The organism is Burkholderia sp. Ac-20365, from assembly GCF_017104715.1.
GTDB lineage: Bacteria > Pseudomonadota > Gammaproteobacteria > Burkholderiales > Burkholderiaceae > Paraburkholderia.
Window position 1 is genome coordinate 100,486 of sequence record NZ_JAAGPI010000003.1, and the last position, 22,900, is coordinate 123,385.

A 22,900-nucleotide genomic window follows, 5' to 3' on the forward strand; every position below is an offset into this window, starting at 1 on the left:
CCATGCCGCTTAGCACGCGCGCATCGGGGATGGTGGCACTTCGCGCCGGGTGCCTCATCGGGAGCCTCGCCGGGGCTCTGAACGGTTGCATGCGCGTGGGACCGGACTTTCACCCGCAGCACGAGAGCTGGAGCGAACACTGGAGCAGCACGTCGGTCGAGCAGGTCACGCAGCAGGCGACGCAGCCCGATTTACGGCAGTGGTGGCAAATATTCGACGACGCGAACCTGGAACGTCTGATTGCTGAAGCCGACGCAAACAACGGCAACCTTGAAATTGCCGGCCTGCGCGTAATCGAAGCCCGCGCGCAACTCGGCATCGCGCTCGCGGGCCGCTATCCGCAGGTGCAGCAGGTCAGCGGCGATGTGCTTTACTCGGCGCGCAAGCGCTCGGACGGATTTAACACGCGCTCGGGCGGCTACTTCCAGTACGGCGCGGGATTCAGCATCGGATGGGAACTCGATTTCTGGGGGCGTTTCAGCCGCGCCATCGAGTCAGCCGACGCCGCGTTCTTTGCTGCGCAAGCCAACCGCGATGCCGCGCTGGTGCTGTTGCATGCGCAGGTCGCCGATACGTATTTCACGCTGCGCACCGCCGAAGCACGGCTGCATATTGCGCGTGAGAATGCGCAGTTGCAAAAGCGCAGCTACGAGATCGCGCAAAAGCTTTTCAAGAGCGGGGAAAGCGACGAACTGGATCTGCAGCAGGCCAAGACGCAATATCTGGGTACGGTGAGCAGCATTCCCAGTCTCGAGAGCCAGGCCGTGCTCGCGCGTCATGCGCTGTCAGTGCTGTTGGGGCGGCCGCCCGGCCCGTTGCCGGAACTCGACGTGCAGTCCGGCAAGCAAGGTGTGGTGCCGCTGGTAAGTCATGCCGTACTGCAGGACGTCCCGGCCGATCTCCTGTTGCGTCGCCCCGACGTGCGGTCTGCCGAGTATCAGATGGCCGCGCAGTCGGCGCTCATCGGCGTGGCAAAGGCCGATCTCTATCCGTCGGTGTCGCTGGTGGGCTCACTCGTATGGAGCGCCAGTTCGCTCACCGGCTCACCGAACACGCTGGCGGTTATAGCAGGCCCGAGCGTCACGTGGAACGTGTTCGATCACGGCAGGATCGTCAATAACGTGCGGGTGCAGGACGCACGGCTGCAACAGCTGACGCTCGCCTATCAGGACACGGTGCGCGAAGCGGCGCGCGAGGCCGACGATGCCGCGACGGCCCTGATCGCCGCATTGCAGCGGGACACTATTCTCAACGATGCACAAGGGGCGGCGCGCCGCTCGCTCACGCTCGCGAATACGATCTATCGCGAAGGCTATTCGGACTTCCAGCGCGTGCTCGACGCGCAGCGCGCGCTGTTCGCCCAGCAGGACGCCTACGTCGTCAATCGCAGCAATGCCGTGGGCAGTCTGATCGCGCTGTACAAGGCGCTCGGCGGAGGCTGGTACTCGGATCAGCCGCTTGTCGATCCCGAGGTCCGTGCACAGATGCAGGAACGCACCAACTGGGGAGACCTGCTGAACGAACCGGGCGCGCCGTCGGCTGCCGCCACTCCGTCCGCAGGTTCATCCCGATGAGCGACGCGCGCGAGCCTTCCAGCAAGACGCAAGAGCCGTCAGGGGCACCATCGGCGGCGCCCGCCACCGATCAATCGGGCATGGCCGTGAAGTGCGTGATCGGCCTGATCGCTGTGAGTCTGGTCTGGTATCTGCTCGCCGATCGCTTCACGCCTTATACGCAACAGGCGCGCGTGCAGGCCTATGTCGTGCCCGTCGCGGCGGAAGTATCGGGGCGGGTGACGCGGGTTTTCGTGCACAACAATGAGGAAGTCAACGCGGGTGACGTGCTGTTCGAAATCGACAGCGAGCAATACCGCATTGCCGCCGATCGCGCGCGGGCCGATCTCGATACCATGCGCCGTCAGGTAGGTGCGAGTACGGCTGGCATCGACTCGGCGCTCGCTTCGCTGCGCGCCGCAATCGCCAACGAGGTCAAGGCGCGGCAGGATAGCGAGCGTCTCGAACGGCTGTATCGGGAAGACGAAGGCACGGTCTCCCTTCGGCGCCTCGAGGTAGCGCGGGCGACGCACGAGCAGGCCCAAAGCCAGGTTGCCGCCGCGCGTGCCGAGGTACAACGTGCACGTGAACAGCAGGGCGGTCTCGACACGGAGAATGCGCAGTTGCGCAGTGCCGCCGCGGCTGTGCAAAAGGCCGAGCTCGATCTGGCGCATACACGGATCACGGCTCGCTCCGGCGGCGTCGTTACCGATCTGCGTGCCGAGGTCGGCCAGTTCGCGGCAGCAGGCGGTGCGGTGATGACTCTGATTGCGATTCGCGACGTCTGGGTGAGCGCGGATATGACCGAGAACAATCTGGGTCACCTGCAGCCTGGAACCCCTGTAGAGATTGCGCTGGACGCACTTCCCGGCGAAGTTTTCAACGGCAAGATCCGCAGTATCGGCTATGGCGTGAGCGTGGGACAAAGCACGCCGCCCGGCAGTCTGCCCACCGTGCAGAACAGCCGCGACTGGCTGCGTCCGGCGCAACGCTTTCCGGTGATCGTCGAATTCGATCGGGATGAGCGCGTGCGCCTGCACAACCTTCGGGTCGGCGGGCAAGCTGAAGTGATGGCGTTTCCGGGTCAGGGCAATCCGCTCAATCCACTTGGGCGCGTGTTCCTGCGCGTGATGAGCTGGGTCTCATACCTCTATTAGCGACACCCATGGAAAACAGGCTCGACGTTCCCGGTCGCCGTACGCTGCGCGTTGCAACGGGGACGGCACTTTGCCTCGCGATCAGTTTCGCATTGGATTTCCCCATTCCCGTGGTTGCACCCGTGTTCGCCGTTTTTCTGCTCGCCACGCAGACGCGGCCACCTTCGCTCAGGGCGGGCTTGGCGCTCGCGCTGGTAGTCGCGTTGACCACAGGCAGCGGCCTGCTGCTTGTCCCGCTGCTTCGGCACTATGCGCTCGCAGGGGTGCTGATCATTGGGCTGATGCTGTTTCTCGCATTTCGCTATGGACTGCGCGGCGGGAACAATCTGGTCGCAACGTTTCTGGTGGCTGGACTGACGATGATCTCCGCCGCAGGCACGACTGACTTCCAGCTGGCTGTGACGGTGGTCGGCGCGCTCGTAAAAGGGCTTCTGCTCGCGGTGCTGATGACGCTCCTTGTTCATGGGATTTTCCCCGAACCCGCGAGTGTGCAGCCACCGCCTGCCCGGAAGGCCTTGCCGAACGAACTGGCCGTACGTGTCGCACTGCGGGCCGTGCTTGTGGTTATACCCGCCTATCTGCTCGCGATGACCGACCCGGCGAGCTACATGCCGATCATCATGAAGTCCGTCAGTCTGGGCAGACAGAGCTGCACCACGACGGCGCGCGGCGCCGCACGCGAACTCATCGGATCTACGTTGCTGGGCGGTCTGCTCGCCATCGCGTTCTGGTTTGCACTCAGACTCTTTGTGCACGTGTGGATGTTCTTCCTGTGGATGCTGCTGTTCGGTCTGCTGGTGGGGCGCAAACTCTATCGCGTGAGCCCGACGCGTTACTCGCCGGGCTTCTGGCTGAATGGCCTCGTGACGATGATCATCCTGCTCGGCCAGTCGGTCCAGGATAGCGTGGCGGGCAAGGACGTCTACACCGCATTTGCCGTGCGCATGGGACTCTTCCTTGCGGTGACGATCTATGCCTGCCTGATGCTTCAGCTTTTCGACCACTACGATCGCACGCGATGACACCATGCGTGCTCCTGCCCCGCCGGAGTCAGGCTTGCCGTGAGTATCTGTCCGGAGCGCCTGGACGTGTCGTGGACGGGGTCCGACATTCGCTGGATACGTGTTTTCAGGAGCATTTATATCATTGCTTTCCACGCGGGTGGCAGTACGTGTTCGCTATCTGGTGATTGGACCAAGGTCCAATTTCATCCAGGCCACGTAATGAATAAAATCAGATCTACCTTCACATGCGCACCATGTGATAACGATCAGGCCACGGGGCGAGTTGGTTGATCTCAACCAGAGTTGAGCGATGACATAGGCGATCGGATCGTTTCTCTTGAAGCGCAACAGAAGCCCGTGCCAGACCGTCCTGATTAGTTCGAAGCCTGTCGACGTCCCGCTGAGGCGTGCATGACTAAGCTGCTGATCGATGTGGTCATATTTCTTGTGTCGGCTCTGATCGCGGTACCCCTTTCGGTTCGACTTGGGTTTGGGGCCGTGCTCGGTTATCTGGTGGCGGGTGTCATGATCGGCCCCTGGGGGCTCAAGCTGGTAACCGATATCGACGCGATCCTCCATTTTTCTGAGTTGGGCATCGTGCTTATGATGTTCGTGATCGGGCTCGAGATGCGGATCGATGCGCTATGGAAGATGCGGCGGACCATATTTGGTTACGGCGCAATGCAGATGACGGTCTGTGCCGTGGTGTTGCTGGGCGTTTTCCTGCTGTTGGGCTTGCCGTGGCGTATCGCACTGGCGGGTGGCCTTGCGCTTTCGCTGTCATCGACGGCGATGGTCATCTCCGAGCTTCAGGACCGGAAGTTGATGGACAGGCCGACGGGGCGCGCCGCGTTTGGCATTCTCCTGTTCCAGGATCTCGCAGCCATCCCGTTGATTGCACTCCTGCCGTTGCTTGGACCGGCTATACCTGACCCTGTAGCGGAACCGGGGTGGCTTGTAGCTCTGAAGGCACTTGCCATGCTTGCTGTGGTGATGCTCGTTGGCCGATATCTGTTGCACGTCATACTGCGCATGATCACCAGTATTCGTGTTCCTGAGATATTCACGGCGTTCGCGCTGCTCTGGATCGTAGGAATCGCATTGCTGATGGAGAGTGTGCATCTGTCGATGTCTTTGGGCGCATTCCTGGCAGGCGTACTCCTCGCGGATTCGGACTACCGGCATCAGATCGAAGTCGACATGGCGCCCTTCAAAGGTTTGCTGCTAGGTTTGTTTTTCATTGCAGTAGGCATGACTATCGATTTTGGTGTGTTGATGCGAGAGCCAGTACGTGTTTCGATACTCGTCCTGACTCTCGTCGGTATCAAGGCGGTTGCGCAGTGGTTGCTCGCGGATCGGTTTGAGGTGCCGGAATCGCAACGTGGCTACTTTGCCATCCTGCTCTCGCAAGGTGGCGAGTTCGCTTTTGTGGTGATGGCTGCGTCTCTCGCAGCGGGTGTCATCGATCAGCGCCAGGCGTCGCTTGTCACGCTGGTCGTCGCGCTCTCCATGGTCTCGACACCTTTATTGTTACTTGTGCACCGTCGCTTTCTGCGTCCATTTACCGGCAGTGAGCTGGGACAAGAGTGAGCCGACGGATAAGTTGTGTCGTGCTGTGTGGCTCGCCTTTTTGAAGTCGAGCAGCGTATTGACGAGCGTGCCCCATTTGCCTTTGGTAATGCCAATGGAAAAAGCAGCAGGATCGTAAAGTCCAGTTGTCTTTTCGACGACGATGCCATCGCGCGCGAGATACGCCGTGACGATACACGCCGGGATGCCGACCGACATCAATCCGCCTTGCGGCGCCACACCCGGTGTCAGGATCGATACCTTGATCGGCTTCGAGGCGTCATGATCGGCGGGGTCGCCGTGCATCGCAAACCGGTCCTTGTAGAGCGGATTGAAGCGTGCATAGCCATACCACGCTTCATCGAAATGCAGGCGGTCGACGCTTTCTCCCAGCAGTTCCTTGAGGCGCGTGACGTTGTAGCACAGTCCGTCGTAGGCGTACGCTTTGCCGCGAACATCGAAAGGCTGCTGGGGCCGGTTGGCACCGAAATCGCCATGCGTCTATTTGCATTTGTGCTCTTTTGCATCGGCGTTCAGATATTGTGGCTGGGCGTCGATGGCCTGCTTGAATCGGTGCGTCTATGGGTGCGTGTCGAAACAGCGCTTGCGTGATCGCTCGCTGTTCAGACGAAAGCGAAATGGGCGAAAACTGTCGGCAGAAGGAGATCGTCATGTCATTCCAAAGATTTGTGTATGTACGGCCGGTGCTTTGGGCTCACGCGATCGCAGCGTCTCTGCTATTGACCAGCACGGGTGCCGCGCAAGCGAGCAACCTGAACTTCCTCAACGACACGCCAATGTCATATATCAAGAAGAATGACATTGACGCGATCAAAGTCGCGCTCACCAATGTGCTCAACACAAAGAGCGACGGTGAGGCAACGCAGTGGACAAATCACGGCACGGGAAATAGCGTGAAGATCGATGCAACAATGACGCCGGAAAGCACGCGTCATGAGGGGAGCAGGACATGTCGCCGGGTAACGGTTGTCCTATCGGCAAAAGGGCAATCGATGAATCTTCATCCCGCTTTTTGTGGCACGGGCGAAAAGGACTGGACGTTGCAGCGCCGCTAAAAGACGTTTGCGAATCACTCTCACTATTCGTGCGCAATGTTGGCGAAGGTAGACAATCGGCCCAAAAAATCGGCTTACTGCATGATGCAGGCGAAGAGGCAACGTAATCCCTACCATAGATGCCGTCGTCTCCAATAGCGAGAACATCGATTCTCCATGGCTATAGAGAATGCGCGATAAAAAATGAACCTCATGAGAGGATTTTGCCTTTCTGCCGAAGTCGCTTCTTCACAGTCGCGTAGTGGCTAAACTTACTAAAGAGTTGGCTGACCTGCGAAGGCAGAATATTGCTTGAAGCTGTAGCGTTTCAGATAGTCGTGCAGGAGAAAGTAAATGCCGGCGCGATTGCCGCCCCGCCCACCAACAACGCTAAGGCAATGTCATGGAATTTATATTGTGTGCGGTGATTTTTCTGACGTCGACTGGTTTCCTTATCGGTGCGCCACGGGAACCGTCACCACAGGCGACGGACGTGTCCGCTGCGATCAACGGGTATGCACCGGACGGAGGCACGGGCTCGTCGCTTTCCGATCACATGAACGGGTTGCTCGCTCAAAAAACTAAACGGGTGATCTATGTCAAAACGGTTCCGGACGGCGGGACAAGCAAGGATGTGGGCAACTGAGCCGCCAGTCAGGAACAACGAAGATTGCCGGTTCTCTCGTGTCGCTATTACAGCGAGTTTCGTGGTCGTAGAGGCGGTGTGCTGACGCCTGGTCATAACCCTGTTCAAACTGAGCCGTAGACAGTCATAACCTGCTGCCGAGTCATCCTCGCAAACACCTGTACTTCACACGATGGTTCGCTTAGCGCCGGCCGCCGCCCCGAGCGCCTCCGCCACCCCGTGCTGCGCCGCCTGAGCGATTAAAATTCGAGGACTGGACGCTTGACCGGCCACGATCAAAGTCACGCTGCGACGCCCCGCCTGCGCCCACGCCCTGGAAAGCTGTGTCGCGTCCGCTACCCGAATAGCCATTGTTTCGATAGCCTGCCGATCCCGTTGTCGCACCGGCGCGCGTCGGCGTTTGGGCGCGATTGTTTGCTGAAGCACTCCGATTCGATATCTGTGCACGGTTGCCGGCTTCGGCGTTGCGATTTGCCGTCTGTGAACGGTTGCCGGTCGTGGCGTTGCGATTTGCCGTCTGGGGTCTATTGGCTGTTGCGCCCTCGCGTCTGGCCGCGTTAGTCCGATTGCTTGCACCTGGCGTATTCGTTCCGCCTGCCCGATTGGCGGCAACCGCATTGCTGGCGCGTCCAGTGCGGTTTCCGGCGCCTTGCTGGCCGCCGCGCACCTGATTGGCCGCACCCGGACGTTCGGCCCCTGCCTCCGCGCGTCCGCGATAGTCGCGCCGCGCGTCGGCACCCTGTACGCCTCGGGAGTACTTGTCGCGCGTGGCGTTGTCGCGGTAGGCAACACCCTGGCGATGCCCTGCATCGTGCTGCCATTTGCCGCCCTCGACTTTGGTACGGTCGAAATTGCGGTCGATATTTGCGGCCTTGTTGACGTTGACATTGACGTCGTTGTTGTTCCAGTCGCAATTGCTGAAGATAGCGCCTGCGGCTGCGATTCCGAGACCCCATGCGAACCCGGTCGCAAGCGCGGCTCCGGGGTAGTAGGCCGGATAAGGCGGCCAGTAGGTTGGCGGGTAGGCGGGGGCGCTCCAGCCGCCATAGACTACTGTGGGGTTGTATGAAGGCACGTAGACGACCTGGGGATTGGTTGATTCGATACGTACGATGGTCTGCGGCGCCTGGGCCGCGCCGGTTCCCTGGGCCTGCTGGCCGCCTTGACCCACGGCAGCAGGCGCATCGAGAATCACCTTTTGTTGTGGGTTCGACGCGAGGTTTCCAGCTTGCTGGGCGCGGAGCCTCAATCGCTGCACCGCGTCGAGCACATCCTTCTGATTGGCGAGGAACGCGTCGCCGAGTCTCTGGGTCCAGTCCAGCTTGTCATTCATGGGTTCGAGAACCTGGGGGAACGCCACCAGCGACTTGACGCTGACGTCCCACGGCTGATCCTGTACTGCGCTCACTGCAGCGTCGCCCTTCAGGTCCCGGTGTGTTTTCACCCAGCGGGCAGCGTGCACGATTTCGAGCGGGTACGTCGACGCCATCAGGACCTGAGACAGGAGCGAATCGGGATAGAGCGCGATCGGAGCAACCAGCGCTTCGATTTCCTGTGGCGCAAATTGCGTGGCTGTGGCGGCGGGCTGAGTGCCTGACGCTGGGGCTGGCGCGGACGCCGGGATCGCAACAGAGGCAGCCGCTGCAACCGAAGCAGCCGCTGCAACCGAAGCCGGGGGCGGTGCTGAAGCCGGCTGGGTCTGCGATTGCTGGTCCTGCTGCTTCGCGGGACATCCCGCCATCAGGATGACAATGCATACGCTTAGTCGTCGCGCGATCTGCCTGATCATGATTGCCCCCAATCGCTGAAGAAAGATTGCGGCAACATCCCGCCATGGACAGCTGTTCGTTTGCACACGCAAACACCGGCGCGCGCCAACAATCGAGGCATACCAGCCGAATCGCCTGCATAGCGTTGTCATGGCTGGGCGGATGCAAGTCCAGATTAGTACTCGCAGGCGAATCAGTACATCAGGAGGTGCACGGTAGGGTTTGAAGCCAATACTATGATTAAACGCCGACAGGAGAAGGATGTGAATCAAAACAGGTAATGTTTCGAAAAACGAAAAATAACGCCGAACGCTTCCAATGTGACTGACTCCGTTAAAACACAGCACGGACACCAACAGCAAGGTGCCTTCTGCCTCCTATACTTTGAGTGCGATCATCAGCAACAGCTGGATCAGCGCAGATTCCGTTAACGCGTCTTTACAGGCGAAATTACGGCAATGTTGACTGGATGGCACCGACTCTCCTCGGGCTGATAGTTGTGGCCGCGATGCCCTATGGGCTGCCTGTTGCCGTTGCCGCGACCGCTCCCGACGCATGGCCTTCGAAAAGCGCAGGCGACGAAGTCGTTTGATCCCGGGCCCGGGTGGAGCAAGGTCAAGGACCACGACAGCGAATAGCCACAAAGCCGGCGTTCGGCCGACGCTTGCCGATGCAACGAACAACAAGCCCGTCATCGGCGGGCCACACGAGGCGAGTTCAGAAAGTCCGCAGCCGATACTATTGCATCGCACCCGCAAGGTTTTCTGCGCCGAGACCGACGATCAGATCGAACTCTCCGTTGGAAAGAGATTGCATTGCGGGAACTCCGGCTGCCTTTAGTGCGGCGGCGTCGAGCCTGGATGCGTCGGATAGCGCGACGCGCAGGCGCGTCGCCGCAAGCGCTTCGAGCTTCGTGACGTTGGGTGCGCCACCGAGCGCCGCGCGAATCTTCTCCGCGCGCGCTTTCTGCGCCGGGTTCTGCGTCGGGCTGGCCGTTGCGGCTGTGGGAGCGGTCGTTGCCGCGACGGCCGGTTCGCCCTGCTGCGCGAGGTCGGCTTCGCTGCCAGCCGTCTTCAGGTATTCCTGCATGTCGGTCTTCATGTTCTCCGACAGCGGTCCAAAAATCGCCTGCACACCGTTGCCTACCCGTAAGACGCCCGCCGCCCCGAGCGCCTTGAGCTTGCCATCATCGACGAGCGCCGGGTCATTTACGGACACACGCAGGCGAGTAATGCAGGCATCCAGGCTCTCGATGTTGGAACGGCCGCCAAACGCGAGGACGAGTTCGCGCGAGCGGCCACCCGTGCCCGCCGTGCTGATCCTGGCGGCTTCAACGGCGTCGTCCTCGCGGCCCGGTGTCTTGAGGTTGAACCTCGTGATCACGAAGCGGAATACGCCGTAATAGATCACTGCGTAAATCGGGCCGAGAATGAAGACATACCATGCGTGGGTCGACTTGTTGCCGATCAGGTTGAACGCGAGGAAATCGATAGCGCCCTGCGAGAAGGTGAATCCCATGTGCATGTCCAGAGTGTTGGCCACGAACTGCGCCGTCGCCGCAAGACACGCATGAATGAGGTAAAGGACGGGGGCCACGAACAGAAACGCAAACTCGATCGGCTCGGTGATGCCGGTCAGGAACGAGGTCAGCGCGGCCGAGATCATCATGCCGCCGACAGCAACCTTCCTCTCGGGTTTCGCGCAGTGCCAGATTGCGATCGCCGCGGCCGGCAGCCCGAACATCTTGAACAGGAACGCGCCCGCCAGAATGCCGGCGGTGCGGTCCCCTGCAAAGAAGCGGGTAATGTCGCCGTGAACAACTTTGCCCGTGGTCGGGTCCAGGTAGCTGCCCATCTCGAAGAAGAACGGCACGTTCCAGATATGGTGAAGTCCGAAGGGGATCAGCAGGCGCTCGACGAACCCGTAGACCGTCGCTGCTGTGCGCGGGTCGGATACCGCGGCCCACTCCGAAAAAGCCTTGATCGCGCTGCCGATCGGAGGCCACACGACGGACAGCAGTGCGCCAAGCACGATCGCGCCGATCGCGGTCACGATGGGCACGAAGCGCTTGCCGGCAAAAAAGCCGAGATACGGCGGCAGCGAGATCCGGTAGTAGCGGTTGAACATCCACGCAGCCAGAGCGCCCGCCAGGATGCCGCCGAACACGCCCGTCTGGATAGATGGGATACCCATGATCGTGTCCGGCTGGATGCCCTCCGCCTTGGCGATCACGCCCAGCGTCGCGGTCATGACGAGATACCCGATCGTTGCAGCAATGCCCGATACGCCGTCGTTCTCGGTGAATCCGAGCGCGACGCCGATCGCGAAGATCAGCGGCAGGTTCCCGAAGATCACGTCGCCTGAGTTTTTCATCAACGCGAGCACGATGGCGGGCACGTAACCATGGAAATCGGTCGCGCCGAGGCCGAGCAACAAGCCCGCAACGGGGAGCACCGCGACCGGCAACATCAACGACTTGCCGACTTTCTGCAAGACTCCGAAGGCATGCTTGAACATGGCTGGCCTCCCGTAATGTGCAAGATGGTTGCGGTCGATCCGGTTATTCGGCGAAGGGAGCGAGGCGGGCGCGGACTTCTGCAGCCGTGCCAAGACGTAGCACTTCGGTGGCTAGCTGGCGCGCGTTGTCCATGGTCAACCGCGCCAGTTGGGCCTTGATTGAACCAACAGCAGGAACGCTGACTGAAAGCTCGTCGATGCCGAGGCCCACGAGTACAGGAACGGCCATCGCATCCGAGGCAATCCCGCCGCACACGCCGACCCATTTGCCGTACTCGTGCGCGCCGTCGACCGTCATGCCGATCAGCCGCAGCACGGCCGGGTGAAGCGCATCGGCTTGCCTTGCGAGCTTCGGATGCCCGCGGTCCATCGCGAGCGTGTATTGCGTCAGATCGTTGGTGCCGATCGAGAAGAAGTCGACTTCGCGCGCAAGCTGCCCAGCAATCAGCGCGGCAGCGGGCACTTCGATCATGACGCCGACCTTGACGCTGTGCGCGCGATCGCCCGCTTCCTCGAAGAGCATCTTCTTCGCCGCGCGTACTTCCTCGATCGTGGCGATCATCGGGAACATCACGTGCAGGTTGCCGATAGCGGCCGTGCGCAGAATGGCGCGTAACTGCGTGCGGAAGATGTCGGGACGGTCGAGACTCACCCGCACGCCGCGCAGCCCGAGGAAGGGGTTGTCTTCACGGGGTAACGGCATGTAGGAGAGCGGCTTGTCGCCGCCAACATCGAGCGTGCGGATCACCAGCGGGCGCTCCGGGCCGAGCGCCTCGGCTACGGCGCAGTATTCAGCCGCCTGTTCGTCTTCGGTCGGCGCGGTGTCGCGATCATCGAACAGAAATTCGGAGCGCAGCAGTCCGACGCCTTCGGCGCCCGCTGCGACTGCATCGCGCGCTTCCTGGGCGTTGCGGATGTTCGCGACGACTTCGACGCGGTGGCCGTCAGCCGTCACGGCGAGCGCGGCTGCGGCGAGCTTTTCCTCCTGGCGCCGTGCCGTCTGGCGTTCGATGCGCTCCCGCGCCTTCTCGAGATCTTTGGCGTCCGGATCGCATCTCAAGCTTCCATGCGAGCCGTCGAGTACGACGAGCGTCCCATCGGCGAGTTGCAATGCGGCTTCGTCAATACCGCAGATGGCGGGAATGGCAAGCGAGCGCGCGAGGATCGCCACGTGGCTGGTGGCGCCGCCCGCCGTCGTGCAGAAGCCACGCACCTTGCTACGATCCAGCGATGCGGTATCTGACGGCGACAGTTCTTCGGCAATGAGGATCGACCCGGCAGGTACTTCGATCTGCGTCTGCCTGACGCCTGCAAGCAGCCCCAGCACACGCCTGCCGACGTCGCGGATATCGCCGGCGCGTTCACGCAACAGCGGATTGTCGAGCTTCTCGAGCGTGGCCGCGTGCTTCTGGAAAGCGTCGCGCCACGCGAATCCCGCGCTCTTGCCTTCGCTGATGCGGCCGATCGCGAGGTCGTTGAGATCGGGATCGTCGAGCAGTTCGAGGTGGGCATCGAGGATCTGCTTCTTCGACGGATCGGTGAGCCTCGCCTTGAGCGCTTCGATCTGCTGACGCGCCTCATGCCGTGCGGACTCCAGTTGCGCCCGTTCACGCTGTGGCGATTCGGCTGTCTCTTTTACGTCGATGACGTCATGCCGGAACTGCACGATCTTGCCGACTGCAAGTCCGGGCGAGGCGGATACGCCCGTCAGTTGATTGGCGTCGGCGGGTGTCGCGCGCACTTCGACGACAACGGGGAGAGCAGCAGGCGCGGCTGCGGGCGCGTCGCCAGGCTTCTCGCCCGAGCCGTCGACGAGCAGGTGCGCGAGCTTGCTGATCGCTTCGCCCGCGTCGGGGCCCGTGGCCTGAACGCGGACCTTGTCACCGAACTTTGTCGCGAGCGCCATGATCGCCACGACTGACTTGGCATTCGCCGTGTCGCTACCGCGCAGCAGGCGGATATCCGACGTGTACTTCTTCGCCTCGGCGGCGAATACGGCAGCGGGCCGTGCATGCAGGCCAGCGGGATTGGGCAGCGTGACTTCGTCGGAGTAGACCGGCGACGTGCCCACGATCACCTCCTTGAGTGCGCCGCCCGCCAGTTCGACGGAGAGTGCAGCATCGATACCTGCTGTGACGAGCCCTTTTGCGGGCACGTAGCGGGTCACGAGATCGCCGTTGGCGATCACCATCTGGGTTAGCAGGCTCGCCGCTTTGGCGCCGACGACCACAGGATCGAACCGGATGAGCGGCTGGTCTGCGACCACGCTGTCGCCTTCCCTGACGAGTGGGGTGAACCCTTCGCCGCGCAGCAATACGGTATCCAGCCCAATGTGCAGCAGCACTTCGAGTCCGTTGTCTCCCGTGATCGTCACAGCATGACCGGCGCTGTGCAATTGCGTAACCTTGCCGGAAAGCGGGGCGAGCAACTCGGTGGAGATCGGGTCGATGGACACGCCGTCACCGACCATCTTCTGTGCGAAGACGGGATCAGGAACGGTTTCGAGCGGCACCATCACGCCCGAGAGCGGCGCATGGAGTTGGACGAGTCCGAAACTCGCCGTGCCAGGCTGTTTGAGTTCGACTTCGAGCAACACGCTGCGGCCAGCCACGACGATGCCGGTGTGCGGTTTCATACGTTGGACCCGATCGCTGTTGATGACGGTGATCTGGGTGAGCAGGCTGCGCGCCTTGCGCGCGACCAGATCGGTTTCGAAGCGGATCATCGGCTGGCCGGCCGCGACACGGTCGCCTTGAGCGACGAGTGGCGTGAAGCCTTCGCCTTTGAGGCTGACGGTGTCGATGCCGATGTGCAGGAGGATTTCAAGTCCGCTGTCTGTCTTGATCGTGACTGCGTGATGAGCTGCGTGAAGCAGGACGACAGTACCCGCCGCCGGGGCCAGCAGTTCGTTCGACGTCGGGTCGAGCGAAATGCCGTCGCCCACCATCTTTTGCGCGAAAACCGGGTCCGGCACCGAGTCGATGGGTACCAGCACGCCGGAGAGTGGTGCGATCAACTCGATAAGTACCGCATTCTCGGGAGCATTCATCTGCGCGACTCCTTTCCCATTGATGCGAGACTGAAGCAATTTGAGCTGCGCCAAACCAATGCACAAGCTCTGGGACCATCGATGCGGATCAAAGCCGTCCAGCGATGCACCTGACGTTTTGGCTGTCAGGGATTCGAGCGTTGAATTCAATCATAGGCAACCACTTGACGATTCGCTGACCGAATGATTTCAGAAATGACGTCTTGCAGGTGTGTTTGCGAATTGATTGGCGTATCGAGAGACTATTGCGATTTCGTCCGGATTGGCTGGCTTGATTGCAGAAATGGAAACGCGAGCGCGACAGCCACCATAAAGGTGATTTCCTCATCGACACAAAAGACAGTTCGAAGACACGCTGTGATCACTTCAAGTGACCGCAGTGCCGGTCACTCTGCGTTGGATAGCCAGAGGCCGAACGATCAAAGATCGACGCGCGTCAATTCCCGCAACTTTTGTGCATCCTCTGCGTGCCGCTCCGCAGGGTGAAGGCGCATGATTGCTTCCCATGCGAGGTACACGCCGAACGCGTATTCATGGCGTTTTCGGAGTTCCATGTCCGAGGCCGTATTGGCCTTGTCGAGCTGACGTTTGATCTCAGTCTCTGCGGCGCGCATCAGTTCGTCATAAGTCCACTGTTGCATGTCATGTCCGTTTCATCAGATTCGGGTTGGCAACGATCAGAATGAATTCACCAGCAGAGTATTAAACTCAGGCTGCCCCAGACTTGCATCGCAAAACGTGTCACCTGGCAGTATGACGAAATACGTCTCGTCGCTTTGCTTCTGGGGTAGGGTGCCGAACTCCCGGACCGTTTTGTTACCGCTCTGCATGGTGAATCTCACCCGCCTGGCTCCGGGCAAAGCGGATTTCGCCGACTCTATCGGAAGGGTCTCGTATTCTCCCCAAATTATTGTAGGCGCACGGCGTTAAGGCAAACGCGCCTACACCCTGGAACGTGAAGAATCCGCGAGATTGGTGCTTCGCGCAACGATCCAGGTGCTGATTGGCTATCGAATGACGAAAAAATGAACGTTTGTACATCGACTTGAATTGCACACGCGGTAGCGTATTCTGCCTTGGTACCCGCACATTTCCCTTGGCAACATCACGGATGCAGCGTGCGCCCAATGGCGCGAAGCGGCCCGGCTGGTTCATTTAAGCGCCAACGTTGTCACCCGAAGGAGAGGTCGTCATGGACAAGCACTCCTCGTCTGATGCTTCGCAGCAAACTCCCCTAAGCTCCGATGAACTCCGGCTGATCGACGCCTGGTGGCGCGCGTGCAACTATCTGTCGGTCGGCATGATCTACCTGATCGACAATCCGTTGCTGCGCGAGCCGCTGAAGGCCGAACATGTGAAGCACCGGCTGCTCGGACACTGGGGCGCGAGCCCTGCGTTGTCTTTTGTGTGGGCACACCTGAACCGTGTCATCAAACGCGACGATCTCGATGTGATCTTCATGGCGGGTCCTGGGCACGGCGCGCCTGGCGTGCTCGGCCCTGCGTATCTGGAGGGCACATATTCAGAGGTGTATCCCGACAAGAGCGAAGATGCAGAAGGGATGCAGAAGTTCTTCAAGCAGTTTTCCTTTCCCGGGCATATCGGCTCGCATGTGACGCCCGAAACACCCGGCTCGATTCACGAAGGCGGCGAACTGGGATATAGCCTGTCACATGCGTACGGTGCGGCGCTCGATAATCCCGACCTGATCGTGACCTGTGTCGTCGGCGACGGCGAGGCGGAGACGGGACCGCTCGCCACGGCGTGGCATTCGAATAAATTCGTGAATCCGGCGCGCGACGGCACTGTGTTGCCGATTCTCAACCTGAACGGCTACAAGATCGCCAACCCGACTTTGCTCTCGCGCATCAGCCATGCTGAACTGGAGGCGCTGTTCGTCGGCTACGGCTACACGCCGTATTTCGTCGAAGGATCGGACCATGCCGAGATGCATCAGAAAATGGCAAGTACGCTCGATACGATCGTAAGCGAGATTCGCGCGATCCACACCAGGGCGCGCGCGGGCGGGGATATTGAGCGACCGCGCTGGCCGATGATCGTGCTGCGCACGCCCAAAGGCTGGACGGGCCCGAAGACGATCCGGGGTCACAAGGTCGAAGGCTCGTGGCGCTCGCATCAGGTGCCGTTCTCCGACGTGCGCGGCAATCCTGCCAACCTCGAGCTTCTGGAAAGCTGGCTGCGCAGCTACAAGGCCGAAGAATTGTTCGATGCCAACGGGAGACTGATTCCAGAGCTGAGAGCGCTCGCACCCGAAGGGCCGCGTCGCATCAGCGCCAATCCGCATGCCAACGGTGGCATGCTGCGCAGGGAATTGAAACTGCCCGACTTTCGCGACTACGCGGTGGACGTGACGCAAGCGGGCAAAGTGCTGCAGGAGAACACCAGGCCGCTCGGAGAATTCCTGCGCGACACGATGCGCGAGAACATGCATACCTTTCGCGTTTTCGGCCCCGACGAAACGGCTTCCAACCGCCTTCAGTCGATTTACGAGGTCAGCAAGAAGGTCTGGATGGCCGACATGCTGCCGGAAGATGAGGACGGCGGGGAACTCGCTCGCGACGGCCGGGTGATGGAAATGCTTTCCGAGCACACGCTGGTGGGATGGCTCGAAGGCTATCTGCTGTCCGGGCGTCACGGATTCTTCCATACGTATGAAGCATTCGCGCATGTGATCGATTCGATGTTCAACCAGCATGCGAAGTGGCTCGACATCTGCAAGAACCATGTGCCGTGGCGCGCGTCCGTGTCGTCGCAGAACATTCTGCTTTCGTCGACGGTATGGCGCCAGGATCACAACGGCTTCTCGCATCAGGACCCGGGTTTCATCGACCTGGTCACGAACAAGAGTCCGTCGGTCACGCGCGTCTACCTTCCGCCGGACGCGAACACGCTCCTCGCCGTGGCAGACGAATGCCTGCGCTCGACCGATTGCATCAATGTGATCGTCGCGGACAAGCAGAAGCATCTGCAATTCACCACCATCGACGAGGCGATCGTGCACTGCGCGAAGGGGCTCGGCGTCTGGCGTCGCGCGAGCAACGACGAGGATGAAGAACCCGATGTCGTGATGGCCTCGTGCGGTGACGTCGCAACCCAGGAGGCGCTCGCGGCAACTGCCATCCTGCGTGAACGGCTCCCGGAACTCAGGCTGCGCTTCGTCAATGTCGTCGATCTCTTCAGGATGCAGCCCGCAAGCGAGCATCCGCATGGCTCGACCGAGCGGGAATTCGACAGCCTCTTTACGGTCGACAAGCCAGTGATCTTCAACTTCCACGGTTACCCGTGGTTGATCCACAAGCTCGCCTATCGCTTCCGCAACCACGAGCATCTGCACGTGCGTGGTTACAAGGAGAAGGGCAACATCAACACGCCGCTCGAACTGGCGATATTGAATCAGGTCGACCGCTTCAATCTGGTGATCGACGTGCTCGACAGGGTGCCCCGTTTGCAAGGACGCACCGCGCATCTCAGGGAAGACATGAAGAACGCGATCATCAGCAACCTGAACTATGCGCACACGCATGGCATCGACCGTGCGGAGATCACGGACTGGGTATGGCCGGACTGACCGCCGCCCGATAACGGAGCGATACACCATGGCCGCCGACACGATTGCCAGCGAAATCCGCCCCGGCGATTCCGCGCGTAGAGGGCTGGACGCCGATGCGATGCGGCGCGGCGTGCTCGACAATCTCACCTGTTTGCAGGCCCGTCCGCTGTCCATCGCGACGCCGCACGACTGGTACATGGCGCTCGCCTACAGCGTGCGCGACCGCATGCTTGCGCGTTGGGCGGCAACGATTCAAACCTACGCCGAGCGTGAGTTGCGGGTTGCGTGCTATCTCTCGGCGGAGTTTCTGATCGGGCCACAACTGGGCAACAACCTCGTTAATCTCGGCATCGAGGCCAGTGCGCGCGCCGCGATGCAGGCGCTCGGCCAGGATCTTGACACGCTGCTCGCGCTGGAAGAAGAGCCGGGGCTCGGTAACGGCGGGCTCGGGCGGCTCGCGGCCTGCTATCTGGATTCGCTGGCGACGCTCGAAATACCTTCCGTTGGTTACGGCATACGCTACGAGTTCGGCATTTTCGACCAGCAGATTCGCGACGGCGAACAGGTCGAACTCACTGACCTGTGGCTGCAAAAGGGCAACCCGTGGGAGATCGTGCGTCCGAACGTCGCCTACTACGTCGCTTTCGGCGGACAGACACAGTTCACGAACGATGCGCAAGGGCGGCTCCGTGTGCACTGGACGCCCGCGCATATGGTCAAGGGTGTTGCGTGCGATACACCGATGCTCGGCTACCGGGTCAACACCTGCAACACACTGCGCCTGTGGAAGAGCGAGGCCGTCGAATCGTTCGATCTTCAGGACTTCAACGCAGGCGATTACTATCAGGCCGTGCAGGAAAAGGTGATATCGGAGACCCTGTCGAAGGTGCTCTATCCCAACGACGAACCCGAGGCGGGCAAGCGGCTGCGCCTCGCGCAGCAATATTTCTTCGTTTCCTGCTCGCTGCAGGACATGCTGCGCCTGCTCGATCTGAAGGGCGAACCCATCGCGCGTTTTGCCGACATGTTCACGGTGCAGTTGAACGATACGCATCCGTCCATCGCTGTCGCGGAACTGATGCGCCTGCTCGTCGACGTGCGGTTGCTGCCTTGGGAAGAAGCCTGGGAGATCACCAGGAACGCGCTCTCGTACACGAACCATACCTTGTTACCTGAAGCGCTCGAAACCTGGGGATTGCCGCTCTTTCAAAGCCTGCTGCCGCGCCCGCTCGAAATCATCTACGAGATCAACCGGCGCTTTCTGGATGAAATCCGTCGCCACTATCCTGGCGACGAAGCGCGCGTGGCGCGAATGTCGATGATCGATGAGACGGGCGACAAGAAAGTGCGCATGGCGCATCTGTCGATGGTCGGCTGTCATGCCGTGAACGGCGTGGCGGAACTGCATTCCGCTCTGCTCAAGGAAACGGTGTTGCGAGACTTCGCGCAACTGTGGCCCGAGCGCTTCCATAACGTGACCAATGGGGTGACGCCGCGCCGCTTCATGATGCTCAGCAATCCAGGGCTTGGGCGATTACTCGACACGACGATAGGCGAGGGTTGGGTGACTGACCTGACGCGGCTGCGCGCGCTGGAAGCGCACGCCGACGACCCGGTGTTCCAGGACGCTTGGCGCGGCGTCAAGCGCGCGAACAAGGAGACGTTGACGCAGCAGATTCTCGGCGCAACGGGCATTGCGGTGGACCCCGCCGCGATGTTCGACATTCAGGTCAAGCGCATTCACGAATACAAGCGTCAGCATCTGAACGCGCTCTACATCGTCACGCTGTACCAGCGCTTGCGGCGCGACCCGCGAAGGTCTATTGCGCCGCGCTGCTTCGTATTCGGCGGAAAGGCGGCGCCGGGGTACAGGATGGCGAAGCTGATTATTCGCCTGATCAACGGCGTGGCGGAAGTCGTGAACAACGATCACGCTATAGGCGGACGACTGAAGGTCGTGTTTTACCCGGACTTCAACGTGAAGAATGCGCAGTTCATTTACCCTGCTGCCGACCTTTCCGAGCAGATTTCGACCGCGGGCAAGGAAGCCTCGGGTACGGGCAACATGAAGTTCATGATGAACGGCGCGTTGACTATCGGCACACTCGACGGCGCGAATGTCGAGATCCAGGAGGAGGTCGGTGAGGAAAACTTCTTTCTGTTCGGATTGACCGCCGGGCAGGTGGAGCAGGTCAAGCGCGACGGCTACCGTCCGTCGGACTACGTGGGCGGCAATGATGAATTGCGCGAAGTACTTGACCTGATCGCAGGTGGATACTTCTCGCGCGGCGACCGCGAGCTGTTCCGTCCGCTGGTCGACAACCTGATGCAATCGGATCCGTTCCTCGTGCTGGCCGACTACGCGGACTACGTGGCTTGCCAGGAGCGGGTGAGTCATGCATGGAATGACACGCAACGCTGGACACGCATGTCGATTCTCAACACTGCGCGGTCGGGCAAGTTCTCCTCCGATCGCGCAATCCGCGAATACTGCGAACATATCTGGAATATCCGCCCTGTGAGTATCCCCCTTGACCGACTCTGAGGCACGGCCGCCGCGGATCTATCGGGTCAGCAACGGATCGCGCTTTCCGCCGGGCGCCTCAGTCGTGCCGGAAGGCGTCAACTTTTGCGTCTATTGCCGCCACGCAACGCGGGTCGAACTGCTGCTGTACGCAGGTCCTGATAGCCCGGAGCCGTTTCAGGTCATCACGCTCTCGCCCGGTTGCAACCGGAGCTACTTCTACTGGCATGTGCTGGTAGAGGACCTGCCGGTACGTACCTGCTACACGTGGCGTGTGGATGGGCCGCACGATACGCAGCAGACAGGCCGGGCTTTCGACCCGCGCTACGAACTTCTCGATCCCTTCGCCCGCAGTGTGACCGACCAGCTCTGGAAGCGGCGCAGTGTCGCGGGTGCAGCGCCCACGGGTCACGCATCGTGCCGGGCTGTGGTGACGGAGCCGATGGCGTCGGGGGACACGCGCGTCTTCCATGGTCTGGACGATGCGGTCATCTACGAACTACACGTTGGCGGCTTTACGCGTGACCCATCGAGCGGAGTGAGGCATCCAGGAACCTTCGCCGGGTTCATCGAAAAAATTCCTTACCTGCAGTCGCTCGGCGTGACCCACGTTGAGCTTTTGCCGGTGATGGCCTTCGACGTGCAGGACGTTCCGCCTGCGGTAGCGGCGCTCGGGCTCTCCAACTATTGGGGCTACAGCACCCACAGCTACTACAGCCCGCATCCGCGATATTGCGTCGATCCCGCCCGCGCGCCGCAGGAATTTCGTGCGCTGACCGATGCATTGCACAAGGCCGGCATTGGTGTGCTGCTCGACGTAGTGTTCAATCACACGGCGGAAGCAGGCGAAACCGGGCCAGTGATCAATTTCAAAGGCTTCGCCAACGACATCTTCTATCATCTCGACTGCGCGGATCGGCGCCACTACCGCGACTACACAGGCTGCGGAAACACCGTCAATTGCAATCATCCGCTCGCCACGGCGTTCATCGTTCATTGTCTGGAGTACTGGGTGGAAGAACTGGGCGTCGACGGTTTTCGTTTCGATCTGGCGAGCGTTTTTGCGCGCGACCAGCACGGCGAACTGATGAGCGATCCGCCGCTGCCGTGGGCGATCGAATCGTCTCGTGTGCTCTCGCGTGTGCCGCTGATTGCAGAAGCGTGGGACGCGGGCGGTCTTTATCACGTGGGCGCTTTTCCTGGCATGGCATGGTCGGAATGGAACGGCCGTTACCGGGACGTGATGCGCCGCTTCGTGCGAGGCGAGGTGGGCATCATCGGGGACGTGGCAATGTGCATGGCAGGAAGCGCGGATCTCTATGAGGACGATGGTCGCCTTCCCATCAACAGCGTCAACTTCGTGACATGCCACGACGGGTTCACGCTGAACGACCTGGTGAGCTACAACACGAAGCACAACGAGGACAACGGTGAGGCAAATCGTGACGGCAGCAATGACAACCTGTCGTGGAACTGCGGCGCCGAAGGTTATACCGACGATTCTTCGATTCTTCGGCTGCGCCGCCAGCAGGCGAAAAATCTGATGGCTACGCTGTTCCTGAGTCAGGGCGTCCCGATGATTCTTTCCGGAGACGAAGTGCTGCGCAGCCAGCAGGGCAACAACAACAGCTATTGCCACGATAACGACATGTCGTGGTTCGACTGGCGATCAACAGAAGAGCAACCGGACATGCTGCGTTTCGTGGGCGAACTGATTGCGCTGCGAAAGAGACACGCGAGTTTGCGCCGTCGGCGTTTTCTGACGGGGACACCATCTCCGGGTCACACACTGCCGGATGTGGTCTGGCATGGGGAACGGCTGAACTCGCCGGAGTGGCATGACCACAATTCCAGGCTCCTCGCCTTCACGCTCGGTGGGGAGGCACCTGGAGAACCGCCGTTGCACGTGGTTCTGAACATGCATGATTGCTCGCGCCAGGTGGCGCTTCCCGCGTCAGACGGGAGAATCTGGCGACGGATCGTAGACACGTCGTTGGAAAGCCCTCAAGACATCGCTCTTATGCACGGCGTTTCGGATGAAAGTGAAGAGTGCCATGTGCGAGCACGTTCCGTTGTCGTTCTCGAAGCGACCTGAATGGAAGTCGTAGACATTGCTGTGTCGATGCGAGGCTACCGACCAAAGCTTATCGCGAAGCCGAACGGCACGCCATCTGATGGTGGCGAAATACTTAACGATCCATGTCGCTTGTCCGCGTGACAACTTTCATGGTGAGGCACCGATTCAGGTGTCTGTATTGGTTCGATCCTTATTGTCATGCGTCTGTGACGCTTGTGACGCCTTGCTTTTCGGTGACATATCAGATCCACGTGCGCAACTGGAAAGGTACGGCACACCGATCAGATTGCGTCCGTTGGGTCAAGCGCCGATCAAGGTATGCATCTATCACGGTTGCCAGTGTGGGGCGAAATAGATGTTCGAAACGGACCCGTCTGTGTCAAACGAGCACGAGTGGTTCTGTTTATAT

13 protein-coding genes and 1 pseudogene are annotated in these 22,900 nt (G+C 60.6%); 9 read left to right on the forward strand and 5 right to left on the reverse strand.

Going from position 1 to position 22,900, the window contains the following annotated elements; translation table 11 throughout:
• Window positions 1-29 precede the first annotated feature (29 nt).
• From G3O01_RS06965 to G3O01_RS06980, 4 genes are all read left to right on the forward strand, one after another.
• Window positions 30-1,574 (forward strand): TolC family protein, encoded by a 1,545-nt coding sequence (locus tag G3O01_RS06965; RefSeq protein WP_205804075.1) that lies wholly within the window; start codon window positions 30-32, stop codon window positions 1,572-1,574.
• On the forward strand, window positions 1,571-2,710 hold the full coding sequence (locus tag G3O01_RS06970) for an HlyD family secretion protein (protein ID WP_205803812.1): 1,140 nt from the start codon (window positions 1,571-1,573) through the stop codon (window positions 2,708-2,710). The genes G3O01_RS06965 and G3O01_RS06970 overlap by 4 nt, the downstream gene beginning before the upstream one ends.
• 8 nt (window positions 2,711-2,718) lie before the next feature.
• On the forward strand, window positions 2,719-3,732 hold the full coding sequence (locus G3O01_RS06975) for a DUF2955 domain-containing protein (protein ID WP_205803813.1): 1,014 nt from the start codon (window positions 2,719-2,721) through the stop codon (window positions 3,730-3,732).
• Between the two features lie 393 nt (window positions 3,733-4,125).
• Window positions 4,126-5,304 carry a monovalent cation:proton antiporter-2 (CPA2) family protein gene (locus G3O01_RS06980; RefSeq protein ID WP_205803814.1) on the forward strand — a complete coding sequence of 393 codons (1,179 nt, stop codon included), beginning with the start codon at window positions 4,126-4,128 and terminating at the stop codon, window positions 5,302-5,304.
• Window positions 5,305-5,340: 36 nt separating this feature from the next.
• On the opposite strand, the pseudogene G3O01_RS06985 reads toward G3O01_RS06980, so the two are convergent.
• A pseudogene (locus tag G3O01_RS06985) lies at window positions 5,341-5,718 on the reverse strand (hypothetical protein); the annotation flags it as partial.
• A 236-nt stretch (window positions 5,719-5,954) separates the two neighbouring features.
• Between G3O01_RS06985 and G3O01_RS06990 the strand changes: the two are divergent.
• Window positions 5,955-6,359: a hypothetical protein gene (locus G3O01_RS06990; protein ID WP_205803815.1), complete on the forward strand. Its 405-nt coding sequence runs from the start codon at window positions 5,955-5,957 to the stop codon at window positions 6,357-6,359.
• A gap of 382 nt (window positions 6,360-6,741) precedes the next feature.
• Window positions 6,742-6,984, forward strand: a complete 243-nt coding sequence (locus G3O01_RS06995) for a hypothetical protein (RefSeq protein WP_205803816.1) — start codon at window positions 6,742-6,744, stop codon at window positions 6,982-6,984.
• Between the two features lie 181 nt (window positions 6,985-7,165).
• Here G3O01_RS06995 and G3O01_RS07000 read toward each other — a convergent pair whose 3' ends face one another.
• The 4 genes from G3O01_RS07000 to G3O01_RS07015 form a co-directional block, all read right to left on the reverse strand.
• Complete coding sequence (locus G3O01_RS07000; RefSeq protein ID WP_241023737.1) at window positions 7,166-8,773, reverse strand: DUF3300 domain-containing protein; 1,608 nt, start codon at window positions 8,771-8,773, stop codon at window positions 7,166-7,168.
• A 718-nt stretch (window positions 8,774-9,491) separates the two neighbouring features.
• Window positions 9,492-11,270 (reverse strand): PTS glucose transporter subunit IIBC, encoded by a 1,779-nt coding sequence (ptsG, locus tag G3O01_RS07005; RefSeq protein ID WP_205803817.1) that lies wholly within the window; start codon window positions 11,268-11,270, stop codon window positions 9,492-9,494.
• Between the two features lie 43 nt (window positions 11,271-11,313).
• The gene (gene ptsP, locus G3O01_RS07010; RefSeq protein ID WP_241023738.1) at window positions 11,314-14,319 is read right to left on the reverse strand and encodes a phosphoenolpyruvate--protein phosphotransferase; all 3,006 of its coding nucleotides are present in this window, start codon (window positions 14,317-14,319) and stop codon (window positions 11,314-11,316) included.
• Window positions 14,320-14,738: 419 nt separating this feature from the next.
• Window positions 14,739-14,960 (reverse strand): hypothetical protein, encoded by a 222-nt coding sequence (locus G3O01_RS07015; protein ID WP_205803818.1) that lies wholly within the window; start codon window positions 14,958-14,960, stop codon window positions 14,739-14,741.
• A 551-nt stretch (window positions 14,961-15,511) separates the two neighbouring features.
• On the opposite strand from G3O01_RS07015, the gene G3O01_RS07020 reads away from it, so the two are divergent.
• Genes G3O01_RS07020 through glgX form a run of 3 tightly spaced genes read left to right on the forward strand, consistent with a single transcriptional unit; the run spans window position 15,512 to window position 22,509 of the window.
• Window positions 15,512-17,908, forward strand: a complete 2,397-nt coding sequence (locus G3O01_RS07020; protein ID WP_205803819.1) for a phosphoketolase family protein — start codon at window positions 15,512-15,514, stop codon at window positions 17,906-17,908.
• Window positions 17,909-17,936: 28 nt separating this feature from the next.
• Window positions 17,937-20,435 carry a glycogen/starch/alpha-glucan phosphorylase gene (locus G3O01_RS07025; RefSeq protein WP_205803820.1) on the forward strand — a complete coding sequence of 833 codons (2,499 nt, stop codon included), beginning with the start codon at window positions 17,937-17,939 and terminating at the stop codon, window positions 20,433-20,435.
• Between the two features lie 16 nt (window positions 20,436-20,451).
• Window positions 20,452-22,509 carry a glycogen debranching protein GlgX gene (gene glgX / locus G3O01_RS07030; protein WP_205804078.1) on the forward strand — a complete coding sequence of 686 codons (2,058 nt, stop codon included), beginning with the start codon at window positions 20,452-20,454 and terminating at the stop codon, window positions 22,507-22,509.
• Window positions 22,510-22,900: the final 391 nt, after the last annotated feature.

Excerpts from the sequence above, each read along its gene's own strand:
- G3O01_RS06965 (WP_205804075.1), top strand. The coding sequence starts at position 30 with ATGGTGGCACTTCGCGCCGGGTGCCTCATCGGGAGCCTCGCCGGGGCT.
- G3O01_RS06970 (WP_205803812.1), top strand. The coding sequence starts at position 1,571 with ATGAGCGACGCGCGCGAGCCTTCCAGCAAGACGCAAGAGCCGTCAGGG.
- G3O01_RS06975 (WP_205803813.1), top strand. The coding sequence starts at position 2,719 with ATGGAAAACAGGCTCGACGTTCCCGGTCGCCGTACGCTGCGCGTTGCA.
- G3O01_RS06980 (WP_205803814.1), top strand. The coding sequence starts at position 4,126 with ATGACTAAGCTGCTGATCGATGTGGTCATATTTCTTGTGTCGGCTCTG.
- G3O01_RS06990 (WP_205803815.1), top strand. The coding sequence starts at position 5,955 with ATGTCATTCCAAAGATTTGTGTATGTACGGCCGGTGCTTTGGGCTCAC.
- G3O01_RS06995 (WP_205803816.1), top strand. The coding sequence starts at position 6,742 with ATGGAATTTATATTGTGTGCGGTGATTTTTCTGACGTCGACTGGTTTC.
- G3O01_RS07000 (WP_241023737.1), bottom strand. The coding sequence starts at position 8,773 with ATGATCAGGCAGATCGCGCGACGACTAAGCGTATGCATTGTCATCCTG.
- ptsG (WP_205803817.1), bottom strand. The coding sequence starts at position 11,270 with ATGTTCAAGCATGCCTTCGGAGTCTTGCAGAAAGTCGGCAAGTCGTTG.
- ptsP (WP_241023738.1), bottom strand. The coding sequence starts at position 14,319 with ATGAATGCTCCCGAGAATGCGGTACTTATCGAGTTGATCGCACCACTC.
- G3O01_RS07015 (WP_205803818.1), bottom strand. The coding sequence starts at position 14,960 with ATGCAACAGTGGACTTATGACGAACTGATGCGCGCCGCAGAGACTGAG.
- G3O01_RS07020 (WP_205803819.1), top strand. The coding sequence starts at position 15,512 with ATGGACAAGCACTCCTCGTCTGATGCTTCGCAGCAAACTCCCCTAAGC.
- G3O01_RS07025 (WP_205803820.1), top strand. The coding sequence starts at position 17,937 with ATGGCCGCCGACACGATTGCCAGCGAAATCCGCCCCGGCGATTCCGCG.